Source organism: Arthrobacter sp. M71 S08 (assembly GCF_059089725.1).
Genome location: NZ_JBNHEY010000005.1, coordinates 108,006 through 131,439, shown reverse-complemented (window position 1 = coordinate 131,439; position 23,434 = coordinate 108,006). Strand labels below are relative to the sequence as shown.

General features: G+C 64.2%; 25 protein-coding genes and 1 riboswitch. Of the genes, 17 read left to right on the top strand and 8 right to left on the bottom strand.

Translation table 11 applies throughout. The features are described from left to right. Window positions 1-66: 66 nt before the first annotated feature. The gene (locus AC5RTB_RS11985; protein ID WP_494061297.1) at window positions 67-666 is read left to right on the top strand and encodes a GDSL-type esterase/lipase family protein; all 600 of its coding nucleotides are present in this window, start codon (window positions 67-69) and stop codon (window positions 664-666) included. Window positions 667-704: 38 nt separating this feature from the next. Here the strand turns inward: AC5RTB_RS11985 and AC5RTB_RS11980 are convergent, their stop codons facing one another. Next, window positions 705-1,676 carry a zinc-binding dehydrogenase gene (locus tag AC5RTB_RS11980; protein ID WP_494061296.1) on the bottom strand — a complete coding sequence of 324 codons (972 nt, stop codon included), beginning with the start codon at window positions 1,674-1,676 and terminating at the stop codon, window positions 705-707. A 191-nt stretch (window positions 1,677-1,867) separates the two neighbouring features. Here AC5RTB_RS11980 and AC5RTB_RS11975 point away from each other — a divergent pair, with 191 nt between their 5' ends. After that, entirely contained in the window at window positions 1,868-1,942 is a 75-nt protein-coding gene (locus AC5RTB_RS11975; protein WP_369299106.1) for a 50S ribosomal protein bL37, read from the top strand. An 87-nt stretch (window positions 1,943-2,029) separates the two neighbouring features. Here AC5RTB_RS11975 and rsrA read toward each other — a convergent pair whose 3' ends face one another. After that, window positions 2,030-2,290, bottom strand: a complete 261-nt coding sequence (gene rsrA, locus AC5RTB_RS11970) for a mycothiol system anti-sigma-R factor (protein ID WP_323958805.1) — start codon at window positions 2,288-2,290, stop codon at window positions 2,030-2,032. After that, a complete protein-coding gene (locus AC5RTB_RS11965) occupies window positions 2,287-2,964 on the bottom strand; it encodes a sigma-70 family RNA polymerase sigma factor (RefSeq protein WP_494061399.1) in 678 nt (225 codons plus the stop codon). Before AC5RTB_RS11965 ends, rsrA begins: the two co-directional genes overlap by 4 nt. A gap of 313 nt (window positions 2,965-3,277) precedes the next feature. Between AC5RTB_RS11965 and AC5RTB_RS11960 the strand changes: the two genes are divergently transcribed. The 7 genes from AC5RTB_RS11960 (at window position 3,278) to AC5RTB_RS11930 (ending at window position 10,124) form a co-directional block, all read left to right on the top strand. After that, complete coding sequence (locus AC5RTB_RS11960) at window positions 3,278-3,859, top strand: DoxX family protein (protein WP_494061295.1); 582 nt, start codon at window positions 3,278-3,280, stop codon at window positions 3,857-3,859. Window positions 3,860-3,864: 5 nt separating this feature from the next. Then, the gene (aroA, locus tag AC5RTB_RS11955; protein WP_494061294.1) at window positions 3,865-5,196 is read left to right on the top strand and encodes a 3-phosphoshikimate 1-carboxyvinyltransferase; all 1,332 of its coding nucleotides are present in this window, start codon (window positions 3,865-3,867) and stop codon (window positions 5,194-5,196) included. Further along, window positions 5,193-6,314, top strand: a complete 1,122-nt coding sequence (gene rsgA, locus AC5RTB_RS11950) for a ribosome small subunit-dependent GTPase A (protein WP_494061293.1) — start codon at window positions 5,193-5,195, stop codon at window positions 6,312-6,314. The genes aroA and rsgA overlap by 4 nt, the downstream gene beginning before the upstream one ends. A 174-nt stretch (window positions 6,315-6,488) precedes the next feature. Further along, the gene (locus AC5RTB_RS11945; RefSeq protein ID WP_026545912.1) at window positions 6,489-6,692 is read left to right on the top strand and encodes a cold-shock protein; all 204 of its coding nucleotides are present in this window, start codon (window positions 6,489-6,491) and stop codon (window positions 6,690-6,692) included. 158 nt (window positions 6,693-6,850) lie between these two features. After that, window positions 6,851-7,675 (top strand): histidinol-phosphatase, encoded by an 825-nt coding sequence (gene hisN / locus AC5RTB_RS11940; protein ID WP_494061292.1) that lies wholly within the window; start codon window positions 6,851-6,853, stop codon window positions 7,673-7,675. 56 nt (window positions 7,676-7,731) lie between these two features. Continuing rightward, a riboswitch (SAM riboswitch) is annotated at window positions 7,732-7,846 on the top strand. Window positions 7,847-7,890: 44 nt separating this feature from the next. Continuing rightward, window positions 7,891-9,249 carry an aminotransferase class V-fold PLP-dependent enzyme gene (locus tag AC5RTB_RS11935; RefSeq protein WP_494061291.1) on the top strand — a complete coding sequence of 453 codons (1,359 nt, stop codon included), beginning with the start codon at window positions 7,891-7,893 and terminating at the stop codon, window positions 9,247-9,249. A gap of 92 nt (window positions 9,250-9,341) precedes the next feature. Then, window positions 9,342-10,124, top strand: coding sequence for a class I SAM-dependent methyltransferase (locus AC5RTB_RS11930; protein ID WP_494061290.1), 783 nt, complete (start codon window positions 9,342-9,344; stop codon window positions 10,122-10,124). 4 nt (window positions 10,125-10,128) lie between these two features. On the opposite strand, the gene AC5RTB_RS11925 is transcribed toward AC5RTB_RS11930, so the two are convergent. Further along, window positions 10,129-10,314, bottom strand: coding sequence for a hypothetical protein (locus AC5RTB_RS11925; protein ID WP_494061289.1), 186 nt, complete (start codon window positions 10,312-10,314; stop codon window positions 10,129-10,131). A 131-nt stretch (window positions 10,315-10,445) separates the two neighbouring features. Between AC5RTB_RS11925 and AC5RTB_RS11920 the strand changes: the two genes are divergently transcribed. The 7 genes from AC5RTB_RS11920 (at window position 10,446) to AC5RTB_RS11890 (ending at window position 15,705) form a co-directional block, all read left to right on the top strand. Next, window positions 10,446-11,354: a metal ABC transporter substrate-binding protein gene (locus AC5RTB_RS11920; RefSeq protein WP_494061288.1), complete on the top strand. Its 909-nt coding sequence runs from the start codon at window positions 10,446-10,448 to the stop codon at window positions 11,352-11,354. Beyond that, on the top strand, window positions 11,351-12,133 hold the full coding sequence (locus AC5RTB_RS11915; protein ID WP_494061287.1) for a metal ABC transporter ATP-binding protein: 783 nt from the start codon (window positions 11,351-11,353) through the stop codon (window positions 12,131-12,133). The genes AC5RTB_RS11920 and AC5RTB_RS11915 overlap by 4 nt, the downstream gene beginning before the upstream one ends. After that, window positions 12,134-13,012 carry a metal ABC transporter permease gene (locus AC5RTB_RS11910; protein WP_494061286.1) on the top strand — a complete coding sequence of 293 codons (879 nt, stop codon included), beginning with the start codon at window positions 12,134-12,136 and terminating at the stop codon, window positions 13,010-13,012. A 1-nt stretch (window position 13,013) separates the two neighbouring features. Next, window positions 13,014-13,739 (top strand): metal-dependent transcriptional regulator, encoded by a 726-nt coding sequence (locus tag AC5RTB_RS11905; protein ID WP_494061285.1) that lies wholly within the window; start codon window positions 13,014-13,016, stop codon window positions 13,737-13,739. Continuing rightward, window positions 13,736-14,137 (top strand): fluoride efflux transporter FluC, encoded by a 402-nt coding sequence (locus AC5RTB_RS11900; RefSeq protein ID WP_494061284.1) that lies wholly within the window; start codon window positions 13,736-13,738, stop codon window positions 14,135-14,137. Before AC5RTB_RS11905 ends, AC5RTB_RS11900 begins: the two co-directional genes overlap by 4 nt. Beyond that, window positions 14,134-14,532 carry a fluoride efflux transporter FluC gene (locus tag AC5RTB_RS11895; RefSeq protein WP_494061283.1) on the top strand — a complete coding sequence of 133 codons (399 nt, stop codon included), beginning with the start codon at window positions 14,134-14,136 and terminating at the stop codon, window positions 14,530-14,532. The genes AC5RTB_RS11900 and AC5RTB_RS11895 overlap by 4 nt, the downstream gene beginning before the upstream one ends. Before the next feature lie 72 nt (window positions 14,533-14,604). Then, the gene (locus AC5RTB_RS11890; RefSeq protein WP_494061282.1) at window positions 14,605-15,705 is read left to right on the top strand and encodes a carboxylate-amine ligase; all 1,101 of its coding nucleotides are present in this window, start codon (window positions 14,605-14,607) and stop codon (window positions 15,703-15,705) included. A 68-nt stretch (window positions 15,706-15,773) separates the two neighbouring features. Here the strand turns inward: AC5RTB_RS11890 and AC5RTB_RS11885 are convergent, their stop codons facing one another. Continuing rightward, a complete protein-coding gene (locus AC5RTB_RS11885) occupies window positions 15,774-17,498 on the bottom strand; it encodes an alpha-glucosidase (protein ID WP_494061281.1) in 1,725 nt (574 codons plus the stop codon). Window positions 17,499-17,568: 70 nt separating this feature from the next. After that, window positions 17,569-19,710 (bottom strand): alpha-galactosidase, encoded by a 2,142-nt coding sequence (locus AC5RTB_RS11880; protein WP_494061280.1) that lies wholly within the window; start codon window positions 19,708-19,710, stop codon window positions 17,569-17,571. A 135-nt stretch (window positions 19,711-19,845) separates the two neighbouring features. Between AC5RTB_RS11880 and AC5RTB_RS11875 the strand changes: the two genes are divergently transcribed. Beyond that, window positions 19,846-20,979 (top strand): ROK family protein, encoded by a 1,134-nt coding sequence (locus AC5RTB_RS11875; protein WP_494061398.1) that lies wholly within the window; start codon window positions 19,846-19,848, stop codon window positions 20,977-20,979. On the opposite strand, the gene AC5RTB_RS11870 is transcribed toward AC5RTB_RS11875, so the two are convergent. Then, entirely contained in the window at window positions 20,980-21,204 is a 225-nt protein-coding gene (locus AC5RTB_RS11870) for a hypothetical protein (RefSeq protein ID WP_494061279.1), read from the bottom strand. It lies immediately after the preceding gene. A 49-nt stretch (window positions 21,205-21,253) separates the two neighbouring features. Continuing rightward, a complete protein-coding gene (locus AC5RTB_RS11865; RefSeq protein WP_494061278.1) occupies window positions 21,254-23,434 on the bottom strand; it encodes a S8 family serine peptidase in 2,181 nt (726 codons plus the stop codon).

Sequence of the window (23,434 nt, the reverse complement as noted above, 5' to 3'; positions counted from 1 at the left end):
CATCGGATGGCGAGGCAATCATGCCGCCCATCCAGAAACAACACGACAAGCAACCAGAGGTGACGAGTGGAACAGCGCAGAATAAGGCTTGCCGCAGTGGGAGACGAACTTCTCGCGGGACTGGGTGATCCGCGGGCGCTCGGTTGGCTGGGCAGGGTCTTGGCGCGAACCACACCGGATAACGCAACGCTCGAAGCGTTCAGCCTGGCCGCTCCGGGTGAGGGAACCGAGGCTCTGGCCGCCCGCTGGCTGGAAGAGTCCAGCCGCAGGTTTGCCGAGAATACCGAAAACCGGCTGCTCATCGGGCTGTCGGACCGAGACCTCGATCTGGAAATTTCGACGGCGCGGAGCCGGCTGAATCTCGCGAACATCCTCGATGGGGCGGCCCAGATGAGCATCAAGGTGCTGGTGGTCGGACCGCCGCCGGGACTGGATGCGGAGCGCAACCGCCGGCTTGCCGACCTCTCGGCAGCTTTCGCCGATGTGACGACGCGCCGTAAACATGTCTACGTCGACACCTTCACTCCCCTGCACGCCCATGAGCAGTGGCGTTCTGATCTGGCCAAGAACGGCGGCGGACCGGGTCAGGCGGGCTACGGTCTCATAGCGTGGCTCGTCCTGCACCGCGGCTGGTTCCAGTGGCTGGAGATTCCCGCGCCCGCCTGATGCCGGGAGGACTGTCCGAGGGCGCGAAGGCCTGAGCTTCAGCTCCCGTGGTCGAAGACGACCTTCCCGAAGACGCCGCCGCCAGCCATCCGCTCAAATCCTGCGCGTGCCTCCCCCAGCGCATGCACTGAGTCGATGGTCGGGCGAACCCCGGTCACCGCAAGGAACCGGGCCAGGCGCTGGAGCTCGTCACGGGTGCCCATCGTGGAGCCCAGCACTCGCAACTGCAGAAAGAACACACGGTTCAGGTCCGCCGACGGGGCCGGACCGCTCGTGGCACCGCAGGTAACGACGGCGCCACCCGGCTTGAGCGCTTTCAGGGAGTGCGCCCAGGTCGCTTCTCCGACCGAATCGAATACGACGTCAACGCGCTCCGGAAGCCGGGCGCCGGCGTCGAACGCGTCTGCCGCCCCCAGCTCCAGCGCCAAGCGGCGCTTCTCTTCGCTGCGACTGGTCACCCACACCCGGTAACCGGATGCTCCGGCGAGAAGGATGAGCGCGGTGGAGACACCGCCTCCGGCCCCCTGCACCAGGATGGTCGAGCCCGGAGCAGCCGGCGACGTCGTGAACAGCATCCGGTATGCAGTCAGCCAGGAGGTCGGCAGGCATGCTGCTTCCTCGAAGCTCAGGTCTGCGGGCTTCGGCACCAGATTCCGCTCCGGCACCCAGACGTAGTCCGCCATTGTGCCGGGATAGTGCTCGGAGAGCAGGGAACGGCTGGGGTCCAGCGTTTCATCACCCTGCCAGCCGGGCGAGGAGATGACGCTGTGCACGATGACTTCGTTGCCGTCGTCGTCCACTCCGGCGCCGTCGCATCCGAGGATCATGGGGAGTTTGTCCTGTCCCAGGCCCACCCCGCGCAACGTCCACAGATCGTGATGGTTCAGTGTGGATGCCCGCACCCGGACCCTGCGAAAGCCGGTCGGCGCAACAGGTTCCGGGAGCTCACCGACCCGCAGTCCGTCAAGCGGGGAGTGAGCGGACATCGACTCGGCGTACACTGCGCGCATTCGGCGCTCCTTTACTCCGGGCTTGGTGAGAATGCTTCCGCTCCATCCTAGGCACGAGCCGCACTGCAGAGGGCCCGCACGGCCGACCGGCCCGTTTAGGTTCACTGCGCTTGCGTGTGGGAGACTTGAGGGCAGTCCGGACCCATGTGGTCGATCGGCAAAGCCAATATAGGCAACGTAAGGAGGCAGCCATGAGCAAGCGTGCACGCAAGCGCCGTGATCGCAAGCGCGGCGGCGCTAACCACGGTAAGCGCCCCAACACCTGACATCACGGTCAAAGCAAACCGAAGAACCCCCGTACCTGTACGGGGGTTCTTCTGTTTGCTTTGACCGTGATCTTTCGTAAAGGATCCCTAGTGGTCCACGGTCTTGATCTGGCTGATGCGATCGAGAATGTTCGCCTTCAGTTTCGCCGGTGCAACCTCTGTGCAGGACCGCTTCACAACCGACCGGATGAGGCACTCCAGATCGTGTTCCTGGGCGCATTCCGGGCAGTCCTCAAGGTGGTCCTTGATCTCGACCAGGTCGGCATGCGAGAGCGCACCGTCCAGGTACTCGTACAACCGTTCGATCCGTGAGTCGTCGCAGTCGCCAAGGCTATGGCAGTCGCTCATTTTCCGTTCTCCTGTGTAGTTCCACTGTCAGCTGTGGACGCGCGTACCGAAGCACCCATGCCGCGCTCGTGCGCGTACTCGGACAGCAACTCCCGCAGGAGCTTGCGTCCACGGTGCAGCCGTGACATCACGGTGCCGATCGGGGTGTTCATGATTTCCGAAATTTCCTTGTAGGCGAAGCCCTCGACGTCCGAGAAGTAGACCGCCAGGCGGAACTCCTCGGGGATGGCCTGCAGAGCCTGCTTCACATCCGAATCGGGAAGGTGATCGAGTGCTTCCACCTCAGCCGAACGCAGTCCTGACGAGGTGTGCTCGGCTGCCTTGGCCAACTGCCAGTCCTCGATGGTGTCCGAATGGGACTGCAGGGGCTCGCGCTGCCGTTTGCGGTACAGGTTGATGTAGGTGTTGGTGAGGATCCTGTACAGCCACGCCTTTAGATTGGTGCCCGGCTTGTACTGGTGAAATGCGGAGAACGCCTTGGTGTAGGCCTCCTGCACCAGATCCTCTGCGTCGGCCGGGTTGCGTGCCATTCTCATTGCGGCCGAGTACAGCTGGTCCACATACTGCATGGCATCCCGCTCGAACCGCGCCGTCCGCTCCGCAACGGACTCGGTGGACAGGTCCAGTTCCTCATCTTCGGCCGGGGTGGGCCCCGCCGCGGCTGTGGTATTCATTGCTGCAAAGTCTACGCGTCCGATGGTCTGCCGGCGCTGCGCCGGGCGGGCAGGTGCGTCCACGTGGATGCGCGGCGTGTGGTCTCGTACCGATGTTGCTGTACCCATCTGCTCCTCGTATCCGTCTGTTCAATGTTCAGGCTCCGGTATCCACAACCATCGGACGGAAGCGGATATTCCGGCTCGGACCCCGCAGCGGATCGCCTCGGTGCGCCAAAGGTGCAAAACTAGACACATCCATCCACGGTTGTAACTGACTTTGTTCGCATAAGTAGATCCGGTGCCTCCAGGGTGCTGGAAGCCAGGAGGCATTGTGACCCTTGTTCGCGTACTCGCCCGCCCATTGCTCGCCAGCAGCTTCGTCCTCACGGGCATTGACCGGCTTCGGCACACCGACGCCACGGCCACAGCTCTGCGTCCCACCCTGGACCGCATCACCAAGGCGGTGCCCGCTGCAGCATCGGCCACGAGCAACGAACAGCGCGTTGCGAAGGTCCTCGGCGCCGCACATCTCGGTGCGGCTGTGCTGCTGGGGATCGGCCGTTTCTCGCGGCTTTCCGCGACGGTGCTGGTGGGTACGTCGGTACTGAACGCGATTGTCGAGTTCAACAACGCCGACTCATCCACGTCGAAAGCCCGCAAGGACCGGCGTAACCAGCTCATCAAGAACCTCTCCCTGATGGGGGCCGTACTGCTTGCAGCGGTCGACACCAACGGACGGCCGAGCTGGGCATGGCGTGCAGAACACTTCGCCGAAGACGCGCGCCGCAACGCCCTCGCTCTGAGCCATGACACACGCAAGAGCGCCCGTTCGCTGGCCCGCGACACAGAAAAGCGCCTCAAGCTGGCCGAGAAGGCAGTGCGCAAGACGGCCTCTGAAGTCACGGGTAGCTAAGGGGCATGAGCGCGCTGTCCACTGCACCATCCACGTCATTCTGGCCCGCACCACACGCACGAGGCCCCGTTGATGCAACGGTCGAGGTCCCAGGGTCGAAGTCACTGACCAACAGGTACCTCATCCTTGCTGCACTCGCCGACGGCCCGAGCAGGCTGCGCGCTCCGCTGCACTCGAGGGATTCACAGCTGATGGTGGATGCCCTGAGGTCGCTTGGTGCCCGCGTAGAGGAGGTCGAGGGCGACGGTACCTTCGGACCCGACCTGCTCATCACGCCCGTCCCGGCGGATGCATCGGGTGATGCAAGCGTGGACTGCGGCCTGGCCGGTACGGTGATGCGTTTCGTCCCGCCGCTGGCAGCGCTCCGCAAGGGACGCACCTCGTTCGACGGCGACCCGCATGCCCGCCGGCGGCCGATGGGTGCAGTGATCAGCGCGCTGCGTGGTCTCGGTGTCCACCTCGAGAACGACGACGACGCCCTCCCCTTCACAGTCGCCGGTTCCGGATCCGTGGAGGGAGGCACCCTGGTCATTGACGCCAGCGCCTCCTCGCAGTTCGTGTCGGCGCTGCTGCTCGTTGGTGCGCGTTTCACGGAAGGTCTCCGTCTGCAGCATGTGGGCAAGCCTGTTCCGAGTCTGGATCACATCTCGATGACTGTCCGCGTACTGCGCGAGGTCGGCGTCTCCGTGGACGATTCGGTGCCGAACACGTGGCGCGTCGAGCCCGGAACCATCAACCGGTTCGATGTGCGCATCGAGCCCGATCTTTCCAATGCGGGACCGTTCCTCGCGGCGGCCGTTGCCACCGGCGGCACCGTACGGATGCCGCACTGGCCCGCCAACACCACGCAGGTCGGTGAGAAGTGGCGGACCATACTGCCCATGCTCGGTGCCGCCGTCGAACTGACCAGCGATTCCACACTGGTGGTCCGCGGCTGCGGGACCATCACTGGCGCTGAACTCGCGGATACCAGCGAGCTGGCGCCTACTGTGGCTGCGCTCTGCGCGCTTGCACAATCGCCGTCGGTGCTGACGGGGATCGCCCACCTGCGCGGCCATGAGACGGACCGTCTCGCGGCGCTAGTCGCCGAGATCACGCGTCTTGGCGGCGATGCCGAAGAGACGGCTGACGGCCTGATCATTCGCCCGGCACCTCTGCATGGTGGCCCGTTCCACACCTATGATGACCACCGCATGGCCACCGCAGGAGCGATCCTCGGCCTTGCGGTAGAGGGCGTCGAGGTCGAGAACATCGCGACTACCGGTAAGACCATGCCCCAATTCCCGAAGCTGTGGGAGGCAGTGGCAGCCACCGCTGATCCGAGCGGCCCACTGTGACACCCTCCGGGTCCAGGCGTGGGACCTCCTCCTGGGACGAGTCCGACGTCCGTATCAGACCGAACAAGAAGGGTTCCCGTCCCCGCACCAAGGATCGCCCGGCCCACGATGACGCGGTGACCGGCCGGATCATCACTGTGGACCGCGGACGGTATACCGCCGTCGTGGATGAGGACACCGACGCGGAACGCATTGTCATTGCTGCACGTGCCCGGGAGCTGCGCCGCTCCCCCGTCGTTGCCGGCGACCTTGTCGCGTTGGTGGGTGACGTGAGCGGCGAGCCGGATACCCTTGCCCGGCTGGTCCGGATCCAGGAACGCCACACCCTCCTGCGCCGCAGCGCCGATGACACGGACCCCGTGGAGCGAGCGGTGGTCGCCAACGCCGACCAGCTGGTGATCGTCGTGGCTGCCGCCAACCCGGAACCGCGCACCGGATTCATTGACCGCGCGCTGGTCGCCGCGTACGACGCCGGCATCCAGCCGCTGCTCTGCGTCACCAAGGCGGACCTCAAGGACCCGGCGGACCTGCTGGCCAATTACGAGCACCTTGATCTGCCCATCATCACGAGCCAGACCGCGTCCACGCCCGACGCCGTCGAAACGACGTCCGCCAGCGGCACGTCCGCACTGCTGGCCCCGGGCGCCGTGAGCCTGCTGAAAAGTCTCCTGGAGGGGAAGGTGAGCGTGCTCCTCGGCCACTCCGGAGTGGGTAAGTCCACGCTGGTGAATGCGCTCACGGGGGCCAACCGCGCCACCGGCGGCGTCAACGCGGTGACCGGCCGCGGTCGCCATACCTCTTCGTCCGCCTACGCGCTGAAGGCTGCCGACTCCGCGCCCGGAACCTGGATCATCGACACGCCGGGGATCCGTTCCTTCGGCCTCGCCCATGTCGATGCCGACCGCATCCTTGCCGCCTTCCCGGACCTCGCGCCCGGAACCGAGCAGTGCGAACGCGGGTGCAGACACGACGACACCGCAGTCAACTGCGGGTTGGACGGCTGGGTCGATTCCGGGGAAGCCGGAGAATCAGGACCCGTGCGCCTCGCTTCCCTTCGGCGGCTGTTGGGTGCAGGGATTGAGCATCCGCAGGGCTCGAAAGAGCTGGGTATGCAATAGCTTGTTGCGTGCAGCGGCCCATACCCTGCTAGACTGATGGAAGTTGTTGTGTTGCGCACGAATGTTAAGCCTTGATTTCTCTACGGAGTTCGAAAGCTTTTTTTGCAGGCGATATGAACACCGCGACGGGAACCCCGAAGTACGGGGGGATCCTACACTCAAGGAATGATTTAAATGGCAACAGGTACAGTCAAGTGGTTCAACGCTGAAAAGGGCTTTGGATTCATCGCTCCTGACGACGGCGGCGCTGACGTCTTCGCTCACTTCTCCGCAATCAACTCCGGCGGCTTCCGCTCGCTCGAGGAGAACCAGAAGGTCAGCTTCGAGACCACCCAGGGACCCAAGGGCCCCCAGGCTGAGAACATCTCCGTTCTCTAACTCTTAGTTTTCAAAGGAAGGGACGTCGGCTATCGGCCGATGTCCCTTCCTTGCGTTAAGACCCAGCTGGCGGGCTTCTACGGCGTGCAAAGGGCACTCAACGCCCCGGGCATCGGGCCTCCCGCATCTGCGCGTCCCGAGGATATAGGTTGAACTGTATGAACCTCCAGAGCTACAACGATGACCTTCGCCTTGCCCATGTGATGGCCGATTCCGTCGACGACCAGACCATGTCCAGGTTCAAGGCGTTGGATCTGGCGGTTGAGACCAAGCCGGACTTCACTCCGGTCACCGATGCAGACAAGTCAGCGGAAGAGGCAATCCGCGGACAACTCTCACGCGCCCGCCCCCGGGATGCCGTGCTCGGCGAGGAATTCGGGAGCAGCGGCGCGGGCTCACGACGGTGGATCATCGACCCGATCGACGGCACCAAGAACTTCGTGCGCGGTGTTCCCGTGTGGGCCACGCTCATCGCCCTGGTGGACGAGGGTCGCCCTGTCGTCGGCGTCGTCAGCGCTCCCGCCCTCGGGAAACGGTGGTGGGCAGCAACCGGAACGGGAGCCTTCACCGGCAAGTCACTGGCCGCCGCAACACGCCTGCGGGTCTCGAACGTGTCGCGCCTGGAAGATGCGTCACTCTCCTACTCGAGCCTGTCGGGATGGAAAGAACGCGGCAACCTCGATGAATTCGTGTCGCTCACGGAATCGGTCTGGCGTACACGGGCCTACGGTGATTTCTGGTCCTACTGCCTCGTTGCTGAGGGCGCTGTGGACATTGCGTGCGAGCCTGAACTCAACCTGTACGACATGGCGGCACTGGTGCCGATCGTTACGGAAGCCGGTGGCCGGTTCACGTCATTGGAAGGCGCGGATGGACCGTTCGGCGGCAACGCGCTGGCCACCAACAGCACGCTGCATAACGACGTCCTGAAGATACTCAACCCTTCGCTGGACGATCTGCTCCAGGAAAATACGGGCGCCTGACGTAGCCACGTAACAAAACGGGCGGAGACTCCAGACTGCCCTATTCTGGATTCATTGGTCACGAGTGCCAGCGCTAAACCCCGGTTTGCTGGCCGGCAACCCTCCTTCCGCGGTGGGGTGCCCCGGGTGACGACCAGGCCGTTCCGGAAAGTGGTTCGGCAAGCGCGGGGCCTCCCTTGGCAGGTCCCTTGAGACCACCATGGGGTTAACCTTCTGTGAGCAATGCACTTCTTGAGAACACCACCGAACTGTCCGCGGCACCGCTTGCATCCGTGCTGGGCGCTGAACTGCAGGCGCCCCTGGTTGACGGCACTGCTGTCCGCTACGTCAACCTGGATTACGCCGCTTCGACGCCGGCACTGCAGCAGGTCAATGACTATCTGCAGAGCATTCTGCCCTACTACGCGAGCGTTCACCGGGGCGCCGGGTACACATCTCAGATTTCAACGTCGCTGTACGAGAAGGCACGGAAGACCGTCCGGAACTTCGTGGGCGGCCGTGCAGACGACGCGGTCATCTTCACCCGCAACACCACGGACTCCCTGAATCTCCTGGCAGGTTGCGTACCCGCGGGCGGCGAGGTCCTTTACCTCGACCTGGAACACCATGCCAATCTCCTGCCCTGGCTGGACCGCCCACATCGCGGAATTGTCGCGGCTGACACGATAGAGGCGACGCTCACCGCTGTGGAGGAGGAGCTGGCGTCCGGGGGTATCAGCCTGCTTGCCGTGACCGGTGCCTCGAACGTGACCGGTGAGGTTCTGCCCATCGACAGGCTTGCCGCCCTCGCCCATGCCCATGGCGCGCGCATCGTTGTCGACGCAGCCCAACTGGCGCCGCACCGGCGGATGGACCTCGTGCGTGACGGAATCGATTACGTCGCTTTCTCCGGGCACAAGCTGTATGCACCGTTCGGATCCGGAGTTCTGGTCGGCAGGCCTGACTGGCTCGACGCCGGAACGCCACACCTTGCCGGCGGCGGTGCCGTGAAGGCGGTGAAGGTCGATTCGGTCTCATGGACAACCGGCCCTGCGCGGCATGAGGGCGGGTCGCCGAACGTCCTGGGCGCAGCGGCGCTGGCGTATGCAACGGAGGTTGTCGCGGCCCTGGACCCGGAGGATTGGCTGTGCCATGAATCAGACCTGCGGAACGCGCTGGTGGACGGGCTCTCCGCCCTCACCGGCGTCACCGTACACCGCATCTTTTCTGACAGCACCGACGCAATCGGTGTGGTGAATTTCTCCGTCCACGGTTACGACGCCGGCCTCGTCGCCGCCTACCTTTCCGCAGAGCATGGCGTAGGGCTGCGGGACGGGAAGTTCTGCGCCCATCCGCTGTTGAAGCGCCTGGGCCTGCCATCGGGCTCCCTGCGCGCCAGCTTCGGACTCGGATCCCGGCAGGACGATGTCGACCGACTGCTCACCGGTCTCACCTCGCTCATCCGCGATGGGCTGGGAACCGACTATGTAGTTGACGCAGGGCGCTGGGTACCGGCTGTCGAGACCCGTTCCTTCCCTGACTGGGCTCCGCACACTCCGGGAACGGCGGGCGCGGCACCCTGCACAACCGACTGACAGCGCGTAGCTGACCCTCCCCGTTCCCGAGTAGCTCGGACCGGGTGATTTAATTGACGGGTTCTGATCAAGTATCGACAGGAGCTGCCGTCATGGGCGTTGGAGGTCCGCGCCTCGCTGAGCACCGCCGTCGTGAGTTGGCTCGGGGCTACCTGCAGGACAGCGAGCGCTATGAGCGCGTCCGTCCAGGGTATCCCCCGGAGGCTGTGGACTGGCTGGTCCCAACGGATGCACGACGCGCGGCCGATATCGGGGCCGGAACCGGCAAGTTCACGAGGGAGCTCACCCACCGTTGTCCTGCGGTGACGGCGATTGATCCGTCCGAGGACATGCTCTCCGTCCTCGGACAGCAGCTCCCATCAGTGGCAAGAGTTCAGGGCACGGCCGAGGCTTCCGGACTCGGCACTGCGAGCGTTGATCTTGTTTCGATCGCCCAGGCTTGGCACTGGTGCGACGCGGCGTCGGCGAGCGCGGAAGCAGCGCGCATCCTCGTGCCGGGAGGAGTCCTCGGCCTTGTCTGGAACCAGCTGGACGTGAGCGTGCCATGGGTGCACCGGCTTTCCCGCATCATGCATGCCGGCGACGTGTTCCGGCCGAGCTACCGTCCGGTGCTGGGACCGCTCTTCTCGGAACCGGAATCGGTGGTAGTCGCGTGGACGCAGGCCCTCACGGTTCCGGACATCGTGGAACTCGCGCGGTCCCGCAGCTATTACCAGAACGCTTCGACAAGCACCCGGGCGAAAGTTGAGGCGAACCTGTTCTGGTACCTCAACGACCACCTCGGACACGATCGCGAAGCCCTGCTCAGCCTGCCGTATCTGACCTACTGCTGGCGGGCCACCCGGCTTGGCAGCGCCTGCCCCGCCGGCTTATGAGACCCTAGTCCGGGTTCGAGCCCTCGGACGTTTTTGTCGCGAAATCCGCACCCTCGGCAGGATCCTGCGCGTGCGTGCCTGTGTCAGCGGGGTCCTGCGAGCGGTCCCCTTCCGCCGGCTGTTCGGTGTGCTCGCGCGGTTCTTCTTCTTCGTACATTGACTCTTCCTCGTACTTTGACTCTTCGCTCATCTGCGCCCCTCCCGGGTCTCGTTGGTGCCCTGCACCCACTCTGCACCGCCGGACAGGTCCTGTCGAGGGAACCTTCGCCCGAGAACCGGCTGCGTCTGGCCATTCGAGGACAAAGCGGGCTAAATTTAGGTATGCCGAAATTCTTGATTCCGGTATGCCTCATCTGGTTGCTTGCTCTGGCGGGATGCGGCATCCCGCGCGCGGACCGTCCAGCGGCCGCTACTGACCCGCGCCCTGTCGTGCTGACCACTTTCTCCGTCCTTGCGGATCTCACCCGCGCGGTGGCCGGCGGCCATATCCGGGTTGAATCCATCACCAAAGTCGGTACCGAGATTCACGGATATGAACCCACGCCCTCCGACCTCATCAACGCTCATGATGCCGACCTGATCCTCGATAACGGCCTGGGCCTGGAGCGCTGGTTCGAGCGTTTCGTACTGTCTGTCGATGCGCCGCACGTGGTGCTTTCGGAGGGCGTGGTTCCCGTTGATATCAGGTCCGGGAATTATAAGGGGCTTCCCAATCCGCACGCGTGGATGTCACCGAAGGCAGCGAAGATCTATGTCGACAACATCGTTACTGCATTGTCGGACCTTGATCCAGCCAATTCCGAGGACTACGCAACCAACGGAGCCGCGCTGAAGGAGGAACTCCAGATACTGCTGACCGATCTCGAGAGCGCCTTCCAAACCGGCGGGGCAACGCCGGCGCTAGTCACCTGTGAGGGAGCCTTCTCCTACCTCGCCCGTGACGCCGGCCTGGAAGAAGCTTTCATCTGGCCGGTCAATTCCGACAACGAAGGCACCCCACGGCAGATCAGGGATGTTATCTCGTTTGTCGAGGAGCACAACGTGCCAACAGTCTTCTGCGAGTCCACTGTGAACCCCTCGGCGCAGCAACAGGTCGCCCGCAGCACCGGGGCCACGCTTGCCGGCCCACTGTACGTGGACTCGCTGTCGGAGGCCGATGGACCGGTGCCCACCTTCCTTGACCTGTTGCGGCACGACATCAATCTCATTGTCGAAGGATTAGGCTCATGACCCTGACGTCCACCGGACAAACTACACATCCGGCAATCGCCGTCGAACGTTTGAGCGTGCACTACGGCGACGTCACAGCGCTCGACGACGTGAGCTTCACCCTCGACCGCGCACAGGTGTGCGGACTGATCGGGGTGAACGGCTCCGGAAAATCCACCCTCTTCAAGTGCCTGATGGGGCTAGTGACCGCCCAGCGAGGTTCCCTAGCCCTCTTTGGCCGGACCTCCACGGCCGCCCGGAAAGGCAAACTTGTCGCATACGTGCCGCAATCCGAAGACGTCGACTGGAACTTCCCCGTGTCTGTCGGCGACGTCGTCATGATGGGGCGCTACGCGCATATGGGCCCGCTGCGGCACCCGTCGCGGGCCGATCGTAACGCCGTAGCTGAAGCACTCGAGCGGGTGGGACTGACCGAACTGCGCAACCGGCAGATCGGGGAACTTTCCGGCGGGCAAAAGAAGCGGGCCTTCGTTGCCAGGGGAATCGCGCAGGACGCCAGGCTCCTCCTCCTTGACGAACCCTTCGCCGGTGTCGACAAGGGCAGTGAGGGCACCATAGTCCAACTCCTTCACCAGCTGAAGGATGAGGGGCGCACCGTGCTGATGTCCACGCACGATCTCGAGGGCCTCCCCCAACTGTGCGACCGCGCGATCCTGCTCCACCAACGCATCCTCGCCGAGGGAACGCCTGCCAGGGTACTCACCCACGCCAACCTGGCGCGGGCGTTCAGCGCCACGGGCTCACGCGCAGCCGCCACTAACGCCTCACCCGGAGCATAAGTGGACCCCGTCACATTCATCCTCGAACCGTTGCAGTACGGTTTCCTTACCCGTGCCCTCCTCGTCACCCTGGCGGCTGCCGTCGTCGCTTCGGTTCTGTCCTGCTGGCTCATCCTGATGGGCTGGTCGCTGATGGGGGATGCAGTGTCACACGCCGTGCTGCCCGGGGTAGCGCTTGCCTACATTGTCGGTATTCCATTTTCCATCGGTGCGTTTGTATTCGGGGCGGGGGCGGTTGCGTTGATCGGTGCCGTGAAATCAACCACGAAACTGAAGTCCGATACAGTGATCGGTGTGGTGTTCACTGCGCTCTTCGCCGTGGGTCTCGCGATCATCTCGCGGACACCGTCCCAGGTGGACCTCATGCACATCCTTTTCGGAAACGTTCTCGGCGTCACTGACGGCGAACTGTGGCAGGTGCTGATCCTCGGAGCGCTGACGCTCGGAATTGTGCTGTTCAAGCGGCGCGACCTCACGCTGCTGGCGTTTGACCGCACGCACGCGCACGTCATCGGGCTGAACACCAAGGCGCTGGGTGCACTCCTGCTGGGGCTTCTCGCCCTCAGTGTGGTGGTCGGGCTGCAGGCGGTGGGGATTATCCTCGTCGTGGCGATGCTGATCACACCGGGCGCCACGGCGTTCCTGCTCACGCGCAGCTTCGACCGCATGCTGATTCTTGCTGTCCTGATCACCACCACGGCCGCCGTCTCAGGGGTCTATGCGAGCTACTACCTCGACATTTCCACAGGAGCATCCGTGGTGCTTGCGCAAGCGCTGGCTTTCGCCGTGGCCTACTTCGCGGCGCCACGTACCGGACTCATCCGGCAGCTGAGACAACGACGACGGCGAGCCCGTCCCGATGTCAAGCAGGCCGCCTGATATGGCCGCGAAAGCAAACGCTCCCGGCAGTGATTCCTCGAGCGTCCAGGACTACGTGAAGACCATCTACGCACTGTCGGAATGGCACGATGAGCCGGTGACGGCGACACGGCTTGCAGGACGGCTGTCGGTAGCGAACTCCTCCGTGTCGGAGATGATCCGGAAGCTCGCAGAGCTCGGGCTGGTCGACCACAAGCCATACCGACCCGTTGAGCTCACCGCCGACGGGAGGCGCCTGGCACTGGCCATGGTGAGGCGCCACCGTCTGCTCGAGACTTTTCTGGTACAGGACCTCGGCTACCGGTGGGACGAAGTGCATGATGAGGCCGAACTGCTCGAGCACACCGTCTCCGACACCTTCATCGATCGGTTGGACGCCCGGCTCGGCTTCCCCGCCGTGGACCCGCACGGTGACCCAATCCCGACGGCGGCAGGCTCGATTTCCCTTCCGGACGCGCTCCCCCTGGACAACTTCGACGACGGACACTCGGGACGGGTTACCAGAATCAGCGATGAGAACCCGCAGCTCCTGCGATTCCTGGCCGCGGAAGAGGTGGGCATCGGTTCTCCCGTCACGGTGCTGCGGCGGACTCCTTTCGGCGGTCCCCTGCAGGCCCGCGTCGGCACCGGCAGCGGCGCCCGCGATCTCAGCTTCGGCCACGAGCTCACCCGGTCCATCTGGGTGGAATCGGTGGGAGAACACGCCGGCTGTAGTTTGGTCCTATGACCGCACAGCCGCACGCTCTTTCTGAACGCATTGGCTGGAAGATATGGGCCGCCGTCGCGGTCGGCGGGTTTGTTGGAACGGAAGCGCGCTATCTGCTCGGTCTGCTGTTTCCCGAAACTCCCTCGGCCTTTCCCTGGACCACCCTTGGAATCAACGTTGCGGGAAGTTTTCTGCTCGGCTGGCTGACGGCCCTGTGGGCCGCCGGCACGCGGCAACCCCGATGGCTGCAGGCTGGGCTCGGGCCAGGCATCCTCGGCTCTTTCACCACGTTCTCGGCGGTCACGCTGACGACTGTCACGGAGCCCGGCTTCCAGGTGCCATATCTGGCGGGGTCCCTCGCGGTGGGCATGGCGGCCGCAGCAGCGGGGATCGCGGCCGGACGGCGGACAGCGGCGTGATCATCGCGGCAGTGGTCGGCCTCAGCGGCATGGTCGGTGCGCTGGTTCGCTTCGGCATCGACAGGGCGTTTGAAACGCTGCGTGCGCGGCGGCGCCACCCGGTACCGCCGAAACCTCCGTTCCCCGGCGGCACACTGGTTGTCAATACCCTGGGGTCCGGCGGCATCGGCGTTCTCTGGGGCATGCTCCTGAACTCCGCCATCGATGCCCAGTGGTATTCGGTGTTGGCCGCCGGGCTGGCGGGCGGGCTCACCACGTTCAGCACCTTCACGGTCGGCGCCGTCTCACTGTGGCAGGGCAGGAGGCGGGCCGCCGCCGTCGTTCATGTGATTGCCAACCTCGGATGCGGGCTCGCGGCAGTGTGGCTGGGCCTGCTGGCGACAGCCGCTGTGTAACACCGCCACCCATGGACGCCGGGCTGTCTGCCTACACTGGGGGAAGTTGCTCGCTCCATCGGAAGGCCCTCCATGACCACGCTGGGAATTGAAGAAGAGTACCTCCTGCTCGATCCGGCATCGGGGTTGCCCGTCTTCAATGCATCCGAGGTCCAGGCGCTGCTGGAAACCGTCGGCACGGTCGAGAGTGAAGATATCCAGCGGGAGTTGCTGAGTTGCCAGATCGAGATGGCGACACCGGTGTGCCACACGCTCACGGAAGCGGAGGAATCGCTCCTGAACTTCCGGCGGCAGCTTTCAGCCGCGGCGCGGAAGTCCGGCGTCCGGGCGTCCGGCTCGGCAACCGCGCCGCGCATCGAGGAGGGTTATCCCAAGCTCACGGACAAGCAGCGCTATTACGAGTTGAAGTCGAGCGCCCGGGGAATCGTGGCGGACCAGTTCGTCAACGGACTGCATGTGCATGTGGGGATTCCGGACAAGGAGACCGGTGTGCAGGCGCTTAATCGGATTCGTCCGTGGCTTCCGATCATCACCGCGCTCAGCACCAACTCGCCGTTCTGGCTGGACCGGGACAGCGGATTCGCCAGCTGGCGGACGGTGCACTACCGCCGCTGGCCAGTGCAGGGTTGCCCGCCCATTTTTGCGGATGCCGCAGATTACGAACGGCGTATCCAGCGGTTGCTCGACACCGGAGTAATCATTGACCGCGGCGTCCTCACCTGGGTGGCGCGGCTTTCAGACCACTACCCCACCCTTGAGGTACGCACGGCCGATTCCCAGCTGGAAGCGCAGGACTCCGTGCTGATTGCGGGCCTGGTACGCGGCCTGGTCACTACGGCGGTCGAGGAAGCGCTCGCCGGTACTCCGTACCCTGATCCGGATCCCGAGCTGCTGGACGCAGCCCAGTGGCAGGGGGCGCGGGAGGGACTGAGCGACGTCGTCGTCAATCCCCTCACCGGAAAGCTGACGCCCGCCCGGGAACAGATGAACCGGCTGCTGGAGCACATCGGCACCGCACTGGACGACGCCGGTGATTCGCACTGGATTCAGACCTGCCTGAAGACGGTATGGGAGCGGGGAACCGGCGCGGTCCGTCAACGCCGGGCAATGGAGAAGAGCGGAATAACCGGACTGATGGACCTCTACACCGAGACGCTCACCGCCGAGCGGTAAACGCGAACTGTCAGGACATACCCCTTTTGGCGCGCCATAAGGGGTGTGTCCTGCTATTTAGGGGCGGTTCACAGCTGGAGGATACGCACTTCCCAGGGGCGAAGCTCGGGGGTGGGCTCCCCGTCGTAGTTGCCAAGGACCAGCGTCCCGCCGCGCGCGGATTCTGCGAGCGATGGATCGTCCGGCAGAGCCAGCGTGTCACCGGAGACATTCCCGAGGACCAGGAGCGTCGTGGCATGGTGCGTGCGGGTGAACGCGTACAGAGTGCGATGTTCCCCGGCGAGCATCGCGAACCGGCCCAGGCGGACCGTCTCGTTCTTGTGCCTGAGCTCGATGAGCTGTTGGTAAAACTTGAACACGGACTTCTCCGCCGCGCGATCAGTCTCGGCATTAACCAGCGTGTGGTTCGGGTTGACTCCGATCCACGGTGTGCCGCTCGTGAACCCAGCCTGCTTTCCCGCCGTCCACTGCACGGGCGTGCGCGCGTTGTCCCGACTCATGATGCGCAGGTTCCGCAATACATCTTCGGGATCGTGTCCCAGCGGCCCTGTTGCCTCGTAGAAATGATTGATGGACTCGACGTCGCGGAAGTCGTCGACCGTCTCGAAGGGGGCATTGGTCATGCCGATTTCCTCGCCCTGATAGACGTACGGCGTACCGCGGTGCAGGTGGAGCAGCGCGGCCCAAAGTGTGGCGGACTCGTACCGGTAGGCGCCGTCATTGCCGAACCTGGAGACCACCCGGGGCTGATCGTGGTTGTTCAGGTACAGGCTGTTCCAGCCCGTTTCGGCCAGACCCTTCTGCCACCTGTTCCACGAGGTCTTCAGGTCGCGTAGGTCCAGTCCCTTGTAATCCCACTTGCCGCCCTCGCCGTGGTCGAGACCAACGTGCTCGAACTGGAACACCATGTCCACTTCACGCCGGGCGGGATCCGTGAAGAGCTTCGCCTCGTCGATGGTGACACCGGGCATCTCACCAACCGTGATCAGATCTGACTCGCGACCATCGAAAACCTCGCGGTGCATCTCGTGAAGGTATTCATGAATCCGCGGACCCGAGACGAAATACCGTGAGCCGTCGCCCCACAACTTTCCGTTCGGTAACGGCCCGTCAGGCAGGGCGGGGTCCTTGGAGATGAAATTGATTACATCCATGCGAAAACCGTCGACACCGCGGTCCAACCACCAATTCATCATCTCGTAGACCGCCCGGCGCACCTCGGGGTTCTCCCAGTTGAGGTCCGGCTGCTCGGGTGCGAACAGGTGCAGGTAGTACTGACTGGTGGTGCGGTCCAGTGTCCAGCTCGGACCGCTAAATGCTGAACCCCAGTTGGTGGGCTCGGCACCCTTCTCTCCGGCTTCGAAGCCCTCGCGGGCATCCCGCCACCAGTACCAGTCCCGTTTGGGATTGTTGGTCGACGACGCGGATTCCACAAACCAGGGATGCTGGCTGGACGTGTGGTTGACCACGAGGTCCATAAGCAGCTTCATCCCCCGTCGGTGTACGCCCTCTAGGAGTTCAGCAAACTGCTCAAGGGTGCCGAAGGTCGGATCGATCTGTCGGTAATCGCTGATGTCGTAGCCGTTGTCGTGCTGCGGCGAGGAGTAGATCGGGGACAGCCACACCACGTCCACCCCGAGTTCCTCGAGGTGATCGAGCTTGCCGATGATCCCGCCGAGGTCACCGACGCCGTCGCCGTCGGAGTCGGCAAAGCTGCGGGGGTAGACCTGGTAGACAACGGCGCTCGTCCACCAGGCGGGGTCGGCAGCTGCGTTTTCGGTACTGGGGCTCATATGGTTGATCCTCTCGTCACGCCCGAGACTACCCATCGCTGGGCCAAAAGGTACACCAGAAGCAATCTCCCTATGCTGGGTGCGCCCGGACTTCGATCAGAACAGACTGTTCGGGGAAGAGCACCGGCGCCTGCACGCCGAGTGCGCCCAGGAGTCGGCCGCTCATCGCAATGGGTGTCCCGGAACGCGCTGCTTCCGCCCAGGCCAGGGCGGATTGGCCCTGGTCTGCATAGTCGAAGGATGCCGGTGCGATGGTGTACGTCCTCGCGGGATGCAGGCCGGGGAAGGTGATCCTCCCGGGCGGGTAGGACGCGCTGGATCCTGTGAGCGAATAGCCGTACAACGCGCTCTGCCGGTCGCGGGCGACAATGCCCCGTAGGTCCATTGAGGGGTCCGGCAGGTCCGCGTGCACGGTGATCCCGTTATGAAGGACATCCCGCCAATGTTTGTGCAGCTGAACCCAGGAACCGAGTTGGTCCAGCTCATCGTCATTGAGCCCGGAGATGTCCCATTCGACGCCGAAGTGACCGAAGATGGCGGTAGCGGCACGGAATGACAGCGTGTGGGTGCGGCCGGTGGAGTGGGAACGGGGACCGCCCACGTGCATGCCCATCAGTTCCGGTGGAACAAGCAGCCCGGTGTGCTTCTGGTTCACCAGCCGTTCGATGGGGTCGATGCAGTCACTGGTCCAGATGCGGTCAGTATGACGCAGAATTCCCATGTCCACCCGCGCGCCGCCGGAGGCACAGGACTCGATCTCCAGCCCCGGGTGGCGCTCCTTCAGCTCGGCCATCAGCCGGTAGACCGCCTCGACATTGGAATGCACGACGGCGGCACCGCTGGTTGCGTCGCTGGCCTCCAGCAGGTCGCGGTTGTGATCCCACTTGATGTACGCGATGTTGTTTGCGTTGAGGACGTCATCGATGCACGTCAGGATGTAGTTATACGCGTCAGGGTTCGCGAGGTTGAGCACCTGCTGCTGCCGGGCTGCCACGGGAAGCCTGCCCGGCGACTGAACGATCCACTCGGGATGGTTGCGGGCAAGCTTCGAGTCCGGGTTGACCATTTCAGGTTCGAACCAGAGACCGAACTCCATCCCCAGGGCGTTCACATGCTCAATAAGTGGCGTGAGACCCTCCGGCCATACTTTCTCGTCAACAAACCAGTCCCCCAGCCCCGCGGTGTCATTCCGACGACCCGTGAACCACCCGTCATCGAGTACGTACCGTTCAATCCCAGCCTGGGCTGCCCTGTCAGCCAGCGCTTTCAGGGTGGACAGGTTGTGGTTAAAGTAGACGGCTTCCCAGGTGTTGAGAGTGACCGGTCGCGGCCGTACCGGGTGTTCGGGCCGGTTTCTGAACTCGCAGTGGAAGCGGGACGCAAGTTCGTTCAGCCCGTCACCCCAGGAGCCAAAGGCGTCCGGCGAGGTGTAGGTCGCTCCGGGAGCGAGAGTCATCTCCTGGGGCAGCAACAGCTCACCGCATGCAAGGAACTTCTCCCCGGAGGGCGTCTGCTCCGCGATGTACTGGTGGTTTCCGCTCCAGGCCGCATGCACAGCGTGAACCAGACCCCGCTCGAAGCCGAACGCCGTCTCCCCCGCGGCCATCAGCACGGTGGCGTCAGCACCGGGACGGCCCCGCCTGCTCTCGCGGTGATAGGAGCCTGTGGTGAGGTTATGGCGTTGGGGTGAGCGCTCGCGCAGGTGACGGCCGGTGTGATCAAGGACCTCCTGGACGCTCGCGGGAAGCGGGAAAACCGCGAAGAGGGAACGCACTTCGTACTCTTCGGTTCCGGTGTTCGTGACGGCCACCCGCTGGTGGAGAAGGCCGGCCGCAGTCAGGGTGAGCCGCACCGTCAGGGTGAGGTCGGCGTCGTCGTCGTGGGCTGTCACCCTCAGCTGGTGGTCATCGGCATCAAGCTCTGCGACCTGAAAGGCAGGCGTGAGGAAACGTCCGCGGCGGTGGCCTGTGAACGCCGGGGTGCCCTGCCAGCCGTAGGCCTCCAGCGGAACCAGGGAGAGGCGGGCGGGTTCATCAATGCTGCCGGATACACGCTGCGGGACGGACGCGGCCGTCAGGGACTCAAGCTCGAAGGCCGGTATCTCCCCAAGAGCCGGCCCCCAATAGAGGATGGTGGGAAATCCGGCGGTGGTGGTGTCGACAAGCACGCTGGTGTCGGCGCGGGACAGGTGGAGAGTGCCTGGCTGATGCATTCAATAGTTTTACCGTAGAACTAACCGGCCGTCAATTGACTCCGAACTCACGTGAGGCGCGCTTCTTATCGCTACAGTTGGCCGTAATATCTTTCACAGTGAAAGTAGTAACGCGATGGAAGGAACGCCGTGAACATGGTCGCGTCCCTCTCTCCCGACAGTCCTTCCCGCCTGCTCGCGAGGGAGGTCCTGATCGGCGGTCCGCTGTCCCGGGGAGAACTGTCCCGGCGCCTCGGACTCTCGGTCGCGAGCCTCACCCGTCTGAGTAAGCCACTGATCGAGGCCGGCATCCTGCAGGAGGGGCGCGAGGTTCTTGAAGGCGGCGTCGGCCGGCCAACCAGGCCCCTCGAAGTGCCGGGCGGAACGCACAGGTTCATCGGAATCAAGCTGACCGGCGATGCTGCCTGCGGGGTAGCGACGGACCTGAGATGCCAACCCATCGACACAGCGCAGGAGCCGCTCGGCAGCGAGGCTGTTGATGACGTCGTGAACGCGGTTGCCGCCGTCGTCGACAGGCTGGCCGACGGTGATGCGGTCGATGGAATCGGCATCAGCATCGGCGGCAAGGTAAGCAACGACGGCACGGTGCCGCGCGCGCCGTTCCTGCACTGGCGCAACGTACCGCTGGGCGGCCTCGTCCAGGAACGCACCGGTATGCCGGTCACCGTAGAGAACGACGTCGTTGCCCTCACCGTGGGCGAACAATGGTTCGGCGCGGGCAGGGGGATCAACAGTTTCGCGGTGCTCACCATCGGCGCCGGCGTGGGTTATGGCCTGGTCATCAATGATCGCGTCATCGCTCCGATGGATACCGGGCTCGGGGTGGTGGGGCACTATCCGGTAGCTCCATCCGGACCGCTGTGCCGGGAGGGGCACCGGGGATGCGCAGACGCCGTGCTGACCGTGGCAGGCATTCGCGGCCAGTTCCGGATGGCCGCCGGCAAGGACTGCAGCTACGAAGAAATCCTTGAACTGGTGGACGGCGGCGACAGGCTGGCGTCCCTGGTGGTGAAGAGCGCAGGTACCGCGCTTGGCACTCTCGTTGCCGCCGTCGCCAATCTCACCATGGTGAACCTCGTGATCCTGTCCGGCGAAGGCGTCGCTCTGGCGGACGTCGCATCCGAGGAGATCACAGCGTCGATTCTTGACCACAGGGATCCCGAAGCCGCACCGGTGCGGCTGGTGCGTGAGCCGAGCGACTTCGCCCAATGGGCACGAGGAGCGGCGGCCGTTGCTATCCAGAGCTCGATACTGGGGCGAACCCGCTAGCTATCGTCCCTCGTTTCGTCTGGTGAGTCCCACGATCAGGCAAAGCAGCCCGATGGCGAGCGGAAGCAACGTGTACAGGGTGTGCGTACCGCCCAGGTAACTCATCACGAAAAAGTAGATGAACGTGCCCACGACGAGCACAAGACCGATCGTGATCAATGCCCGGCCCCGGTGTGGAGGCGGCAACGGAGGCAACCACGACGGGCGGTCATTCATCCAGCTCACACGGACAGTCTACGTTCGCGTGTTTCCCGGTAGGCCGGCATGGCCGCAATCAGCGGAAGAGGTTGTAGCTGCTCCATCCGGACCCGATGACGGAGCGGCTGCCCCAGCGCCCGCCGGCGAACGGATAGTAAGCGAGTCTGCCGTCGGTGAGCCGGGTCATCAAGCCCTGTTGACCGATCCCGCTGAAGCCAGGCAGGTCAGTCACCGAGTCGATGATCTGCCACCCGCTGCCAACCGTCTTGCGTGCCTCCGGCAGGAAGCGCCCGCTTCCGTCCGAGCGGTACTGGACAAGCTTCCCGTCAGATTTCTTCGCGAGGATGTCCATGCGGGAGTCGCCGTCGAAATCGGTCATCGTCAGGTACAGGCCACGCCAGCCTGTACCGATGCCGGTCCGCGGGCTCAGGCCAGCGCCGGCGGCGTTTCCGTAAAACCACAGCGCACCGTTGGGATCCGTAGCGACGATCCCGGGGTACAGGTCTCCGGAACGCCACTTTCCCACAGTCAGGAAGTAGCCACCCCAGCCATGTCCGATGGACTGGGCCGGCGCGAACCCTCCCTCGTACTTCCCTGCGTAGTACGCCAGCCGTCCGTCCTTCCACTGGGCGATGATGTCCAGTACACCGTCCTGGTTCCAGTCGGTGACAAAACCGGTCTTCAGGGATGCCCATCCGCTGCCGATGCTCACCCGCCGCAGGAAACCGCCCGTGCCGTTCGACGGGTACGCCCAGAGCGTGCCGGCGGAATCTGCGGCGACCACATCGGCAGGGCTATGGAGAGACGGCGAATAGGTTACGCCTGCAGCCTGCCTGAGTGCAGCACCCGCGTCGACGATGCCGGCGCCGCACCCCGCGGTGCACTTCCCGGCCAGTGGTCGGGCCGATGCCCGCAGGATCTGCTCGACGTGAGCCGGTTTCAGGGCCGGATTGACCGCAAGTATCAAAGCGGCAACTCCGGCGACGTGGGGTGCGGCCATGGAAGTACCCTGCATGTACCGGTACGTCTCGCCGGACGGATCGATCTGTCCGATATTGGACGTGGACAGAATGTTCTGTGATCCGGTGCTACCGTCTCCACCCGGTGCGATGACGTCTACTTCGGGTCCGTAATTGCTGTAGCTGGCGATGTTTCCCAGCCGGCTGCTGGCTCCAACCGTCACTACGTTCGCGCAGTTTGCAGGCGCAACCTTCGCTGCGGGTTGTGCCTCATTGCCGGCAGCAGCGATGACGACGGACCCTCGTTGCACCGCAGAATCGATGGCCGATTGCAAAGTGGGACCGCACGCTTCCTCAGATCCAAGGCTCATGTTGATGATCCGCGCCGGAGTGGTGTTCGCCGGAACACCCTTCACGGTTCCCCCAGCTGCCCAGGTGAGCGCGTCGACGGTGTCGCTCAGGAACCCTCCGCAAGCTCCCATCACGCGAAGCGGCAGGAGCTTTGCCCCGTACGCCACCCCCGCCACTCCCCTGCTGTTGTTCGCCTCGGCCGCCACGATTCCCGCCACGTGAGTGCCGTGCCAGGAAGAGTTCGTCGGTTCCTCCCCGGGTTTCGGGATGAGGCAGGCATCGCCCGGGTCGCTGGGATCGGGGTCGCGGCCGTTGCCGTCGAGCGCAATGAACGGATCGGCAACGAAGTCATAGCCGGCAAGGCTGTTGCGCGCCAGGTCACTGTGCGGCGTGTGGCCGGTATCAAGGATGGCTATGGTCTGGCCAGTACCGATGGAACGCGTCCACGCTTCCGGGACCCGAAGGCCCCCGGCCTCCTCATACAGGTTCCACTGGTACTGGTATAGCTGGTCATTGACCGTGGCCAGCGGACGCATGAGCACGTCCTCTTCGGCGTACTCCACGTCAGGATGGGCATTGAGGAACGCGACGACGTTATCCGCACCCTGCGCCGACACTTCACCGGCAGCTTGGACCACCACCGCACCGCCCACCGTTTCCCGCAATTCCTTGACCGAGATTCCGAGCTCCTTTGCTAGTCGGCCGTAGGCGTTGCCCCGGTTGCCCGGCTCCGCGGCTGCGCCTTCCCCGAACTTGACGATGAAGCGGTCCGTGGACTGCATCGTGTCCGAGTCTGCTCTGAGGGGGCCTGTCACTACGTCGTCGGAAATGACCTGGGTCGGAGTGGAAGTCGCGTGGACCGGAGGTGCCGCCAGCAGAGTGCCGCACACCGCCGTCGTAATGGCGGCTGGAAGCAGAGCACGGAAGCCGGGACGCAGAAAGGGCAT